This window comes from Candidatus Allofournierella merdipullorum, assembly GCF_048426865.1.
Classification (GTDB): domain Bacteria; phylum Bacillota; class Clostridia; order Oscillospirales; family Ruminococcaceae; genus Allofournierella_A; species Allofournierella_A merdipullorum.
The window spans coordinates 1-5061 of sequence record NZ_DBFNWJ010000013.1 but is presented as its reverse complement, the minus strand read 5'-3'; the positions used below and the strand labels follow the sequence as shown (position 1 = coordinate 5061).

General features: G+C 60.5%; 5 protein-coding genes. All 5 read left to right on the top strand.

Annotation, left to right across the window (positions count from 1 at the left end; genetic code table 11):
* Positions 1-3 precede the first annotated feature (3 nt).
* The 5 genes from ACMNAY_RS02575 to malQ all read left to right on the top strand — a co-directional run bounded on the left by ACMNAY_RS02575 (position 4) and on the right by malQ (position 4827).
* Positions 4-171, top strand: coding sequence for a substrate-binding domain-containing protein (locus tag ACMNAY_RS02575; RefSeq protein ID WP_418718277.1), 168 nt, complete (start codon positions 4-6; stop codon positions 169-171).
* A gap of 79 nt (positions 172-250) precedes the next feature.
* Entirely contained in the window at positions 251-1570 is a 1320-nt protein-coding gene (locus ACMNAY_RS02570; RefSeq protein WP_418718276.1) for an extracellular solute-binding protein, read from the top strand.
* An 85-nt stretch (positions 1571-1655) separates the two neighbouring features.
* The gene (locus ACMNAY_RS02565) at positions 1656-2507 is read left to right on the top strand and encodes a carbohydrate ABC transporter permease (RefSeq protein ID WP_418718275.1); all 852 of its coding nucleotides are present in this window, start codon (positions 1656-1658) and stop codon (positions 2505-2507) included.
* On the top strand, positions 2504-3352 hold the full coding sequence (locus tag ACMNAY_RS02560) for a carbohydrate ABC transporter permease (protein WP_418718274.1): 849 nt from the start codon (positions 2504-2506) through the stop codon (positions 3350-3352). The genes ACMNAY_RS02565 and ACMNAY_RS02560 overlap by 4 nt, the downstream gene beginning before the upstream one ends.
* Positions 3349-4827, top strand: coding sequence for a 4-alpha-glucanotransferase (gene malQ / locus ACMNAY_RS02555; protein ID WP_418718273.1), 1479 nt, complete (start codon positions 3349-3351; stop codon positions 4825-4827). The genes ACMNAY_RS02560 and malQ overlap by 4 nt, the downstream gene beginning before the upstream one ends.
* The last annotated feature ends 234 nt before the right edge of the window (positions 4828-5061 follow it).

Here is a 5061-nt window from a genome sequence, read left to right as displayed (position 1 = left end):
CCCATGGCCCGGTTCTACAACCCTCAGCTGGCCACCATGGTCCAGCCCGCCGCCCAGATCGCAAAGACCAGCGTCAAGCTGCTTTTGCGCTGCATCGAAAAGCGGCAGCCGGCGCAAACGGTGCTTTTGGAAGCCACCCCCACGCCCGGCGGCTCGGTGAGAGCCATCTGATTTTTGGTAAGCAGAGCGGAAGGTCCGCTTTTGTTTTAAACCGCTCCCGCAAGGGAGCAAAAGAAAAAGGAGAACACATATGAAAAAGGCACTTGCACTCGTGCTGGCCGGCGCCATGGCTCTGAGCCTGGCCGCTTGCGGCAGCACCCCCAGCAGCACCGCCACCTCCGGCAGCACTCCCGCCTCCGGCGCTTCCACCGCTTCCGGCAAAGTTTACTACCTGAACTTCAAGCCCGAGCAGGATCAGCAGTGGCAGGACCTGGCCAAGGTCTACACCGAGCAGACCGGTGTGCCCGTGGAGGTCGTGACCGCCGCTTCTGGCAACTACGAGACCACCCTGATGGCCGAGATGGGCAAATCCGACGCCCCCACCCTGTTCCAGGTGAACGGCCCCGTGGGTCTGGCCAGCTGGAAGGACTACTGCTATGACCTTTCCGGCAGCGACATCTACAGCCAGCTGACCAGCGACGCTTACGCTCTGAAAGAGGGCGACACCGTCTACGGCATCGGCTACGTCATCGAGAGCTACGGCCTGATCGTCAACAAGACCCTGCTGGCCGAGGCGGGCTACACCGTTGAGGACATCCAGAGCTTTGAGGATCTGAAGGCTGTGGCCGAGGACATCACCGCCCGCAAGGACGAGCTGGGCTTCGCCGCCTTCACCTCCGCCGGCATGGACGGCTCCTCTGACTGGCGCTACAAGACCCACCTGGCGAACCTGCCCATCTACTTCGAGTACCAGGATGAGGGCATCACCAGCACCGACGCCATCAAGGGCACCTACCTGGACAACTACAAGAACATCTGGGATCTGTACATCAACAACTCCACCTGCGCTCCCTCTGAGCTGGCCGCCAAGACCGGCGACGACAGCCGCAACGAGTTCCTGGCCGGTGAGGCCGTGTTCTTCCAGAACGGTTCCTGGGAGTACGGCAACCTGACCGGCGAAGGCAAGTTCACCGATGACGACCTGGCCATGATCCCCATCTACATCGGCGTGGGCGACGAGGCGGGCCAGGGCCTGTGCACCGGCACCGAGAACTACTGGTGCGTGAACAACATGGCTTCCGAGGAAGACATTCAGGCCACCCTGGACTTCATCAACTGGTGCGTCACCAGCGAGGAAGGCACCACCGCCATGGCCAACGAGATGGGCTTTGTCATCCCCTTCAAGGGCGCTGCCGAGTCTCCCAACCTGTTCGTGAAGCAGGACGCCGAGATGACCGCCGCGGGCAAGACCCCCGTGTCCTGGAACTTCACTACCATGCCCTCTGAGGAGTGGAAGAACGTTCTGGGCACCGCTCTGACCGCCTACGCCGCCGGCACCGGCAGCTGGGACGACGTTGTCACCGCGTTCGTGGACAACTGGGCCGCCGAGTATCAGCTGGCCAACGGCTGAACCCTGCACCGATAACAAATGGGGGAGCCTCTCGCTCCCCCATTTTTCGGTACATGCGCCATTGTAAGGAGGGATAAAAAGCGGCATGCAAAAAGCATTGAAAAAATACTTCCCGATCTTTGTGCTGCCCACGCTGGCCGCCTTCACCATCGGGTTCATCGTGCCCTTCATTGAGGGCATCTACCTTTCCTTCTGCAAGTTCACCACGGTGAACAACGCGAAATGGGTGGGCATTTCCAACTATGTCACCGCCCTGAAAGACGAGAGCTTCATGTACTCGTTCTGGTTCACGGTGGCCTTCACCGTGGTCAGCACCATCACCATCAACCTGCTGGCTTTTGCCGTGGCGCTGGTGCTCACCCGGGGCATCAAGGGCACCAACTTCTTCCGCACGGTGTTCTTCATGCCCAACCTCATCGGCGGCATCGTGCTGGGCTACATCTGGAACATCCTCATCAACTGCGTGCTCAGCCTGGTGGAGCAGCCTCTGCTGGGTCTGAACACCCCCGCCGGCTACTGGGGCCTCATCATCCTGATGGCCTGGCAGCAGGTGGGCTACATGATGATCATCTACATCGCCGGATTGCAGAGCGTCTCGCCGGACCTCTTGGAGGCCGCCGCCATTGACGGCGCTAACAGCTGGCAGACCTTGGTGAAGATCAAACTTCCCATGGTGATGAGCAGTGTGACCATTTGCCTGTTCCTCACCCTGACCAACAGCTTCAAGCTGTTTGACCAGAACCTCTCTCTCACCGGCGGCGAGCCCAACCATGCTACCGAAATGCTGGCCCTGAACATCTATAACACTTTCTACGCCCGATCCGGGCCCCAGTGGAAGGGTATCGGCCAGGCCAAGGCCGTGGTGTTCTTTGTTGTAGTTGTCATCATCGCGCTGGTCCAACTGAAGGCCACCAGCTCCAAGGAGGTGCAGCAATGAACAACTCAAAAGCCAAAAATGCACTCAACATGGTGTTCACAGTGCTGTTCAGTGTGTTGGCGGTGCTGTATATCTACCCGGTGTTCATGATCCTCATCAACTCCTTTAAGGTGGAGACCGCCATCAACACTAGCACCGTATTCCAGCTGCCCACTGCTAACACCTTTGCCGGCACTGCAAACTTTGTGGCCGCTGTGGTCAGCCAGGGCTTTTTGCAGAGCTTCTTCTACAGCCTGTTCATCACCGTTTCCTCGGTGGCGCTGATCCTCTTGTGCTGCTCCATGTGCGCCTGGTACATCACCCGCATCAACGGCCCCGTTTCCAAGGCCATCTACTACCTGTGCGTGTTTAGCATGGTAGTTCCCTTCCAGATGGTGATGTTCACCCTGGCCCAGACCGCCGACAGCCTCAACCTGAACACCCCCTACAACATTTGCATCATCTACTTGGGCTTCGGCGCGGGGCTGGCGGTGTTCATGTTCTGCGGCTTTGTGAAGAGCATCCCGCTGGAGATCGAGGAGGCCGCCACCATCGACGGCTGCAATCCGCTGCAGACCTACGGCCTGGTGGTGCTGCCCATCCTCAAACCCACCCTCATCTCGGTGGCCATCCTGCAGGCCATGTGGGTATGGAACGATTACTTGCTGCCCACCCTGGTGCTGGACATCCGCAAATATCGCACCATCCCCATGCTCATCCAGTACTTCCGCGGCAGCTTCGGCCGTGTGGAGATGGGCCCCATGATGGCCTGCATTCTGCTGACCATCCTGCCCATCATCGTGTTCTACCTGTTCTGCCAGAAGTACATCATCGAGGGCGTCGTTGCCGGCGCGGTGAAGGGATGAGAGCCGCGGGCATTCTTCTGCCTCTTTCCAGCCTGCCGGGGCCTTACGGCATCGGCACGCTGGGCAAAGAGGCGCGGCATTTCATTGATTTTCTCGCCGAGGCGGGCCAGAGCTACTGGCAGATTTTGCCCATCGGCCCCACCGGCTACGGCGACAGCCCCTATCAGAGCTTTTCCGCCTTTGCGGCAAACCCCTATTTCATCGACCCCGGCCTGCTGCTTGCCGACGGTCTTTTGGAAGAGGGAGAGGCCGGGGCCTTCCATTGGGGCGACGATGAGACGACGGTGGACTACGGCGCGCTCTATCAGGGCCGCCACGCCCTTTTGAAGAAGGCGGTGGACCGGCTGGAACCGGAGGACGAGGGCCTCGCCGCCTTCTGCGCCGAAAACGCCTTCTGGCTGGAGGACTACGCGCTGTTCATGGCTCTGAAAGGTGAGAACGGCCAGAAGAGCTGGCTGGAATGGCCCGACGAGGTTCGGCTGCGGGAGCCTCAGGCCCTGCGCCGGGCCGCCGAGCGGCTGGCGGGGCCGGTGCGCTACTGGAAGGGCGTGCAGTACCTCTTCCACCGCCAGTGGACCGCCCTCAAGGCCTACGCCAAGGAAAAGGGCGTTGCCATCATCGGCGACATCCCCATCTATGTCTCCCCCGACTCGTCGGATGTCTGGGCCGGGCCGGAGCTGTTCCAGCTCACCGCCGACCGGCGGATGGCCGCCGTGGCGGGCTGCCCGCCGGACGCCTTTGCCGCCGACGGCCAGCTGTGGGGCAACCCCCTCTACGACTGGGACTACCACTACACCACCGGCTACGCCTGGTGGGTGCGCCGTCTGGCCCACGCCTGCACGGTGTACGACGTGGTGCGCATCGACCACTTCCGGGGCTTTGAGAGCTATTTTGCCATTCCCGCCGGCGACGACACCGCCAAAAACGGCGTGTGGCGCAAGGGGCCGGGCATGGCGCTGATGCGCGCGCTGCACAAGCACCTGCCTTCGGCCCGTATCATCGCCGAGGACCTGGGCTACCTCACCCCCGAGGTGAAGGCTCTGCTGGAGGCCAGCGGCTACCCGGGCATGAAGGTGCTGCAGTTCGCCTTTGACCGCCGGGAAGCCGGGGACTACAGGCCCCACAACTACATCCCCAACTCGGTGGTCTACACCGGCACCCACGACAACACCACCACCGCCGCCTGGCAGAACGACGCGGCGGAACAGGACGTGGCGCTGGCCCGGGCCTACATGGCCTGCGGCGAACAGGAAGAGCCGGTGGACGCTTTCATCCGCACCGCCTTTGCCAGCGTGAGCGACACCGCCATCATCCCCATGCAGGACTGGTTGGCTCTGCCCTCCTCGGCCCGAATGAATACCCCCAGTAAAGCCGAGGGTAACTGGCAGTGGCGCATGGCACCCGGCATGGCCGCTTCCAAGCTTGCTAAGCGTATCCGTCGGCTGACTGCACTCTACGGTCGTATCGGTCGATGATAGTTTGTGTATGTGTTTTTCTTTGCCTCGGGTTCGATGCCCGAGGCAAAAACATGCTTGGATGTGTTTCAGTGGCTACATTTGATTTTCAGTTGTAAAGAGTATCTTGTCTAGCCACTGTTATTTTCAAATCGATGCTCTAGCGGAAATGGGGGTAAGGCAATTGCGAAGCGAACTCCACCGCATTCAAGGAGGGCTGGGAATGAAATATGGACGATTTTGGAAAAAATGAAA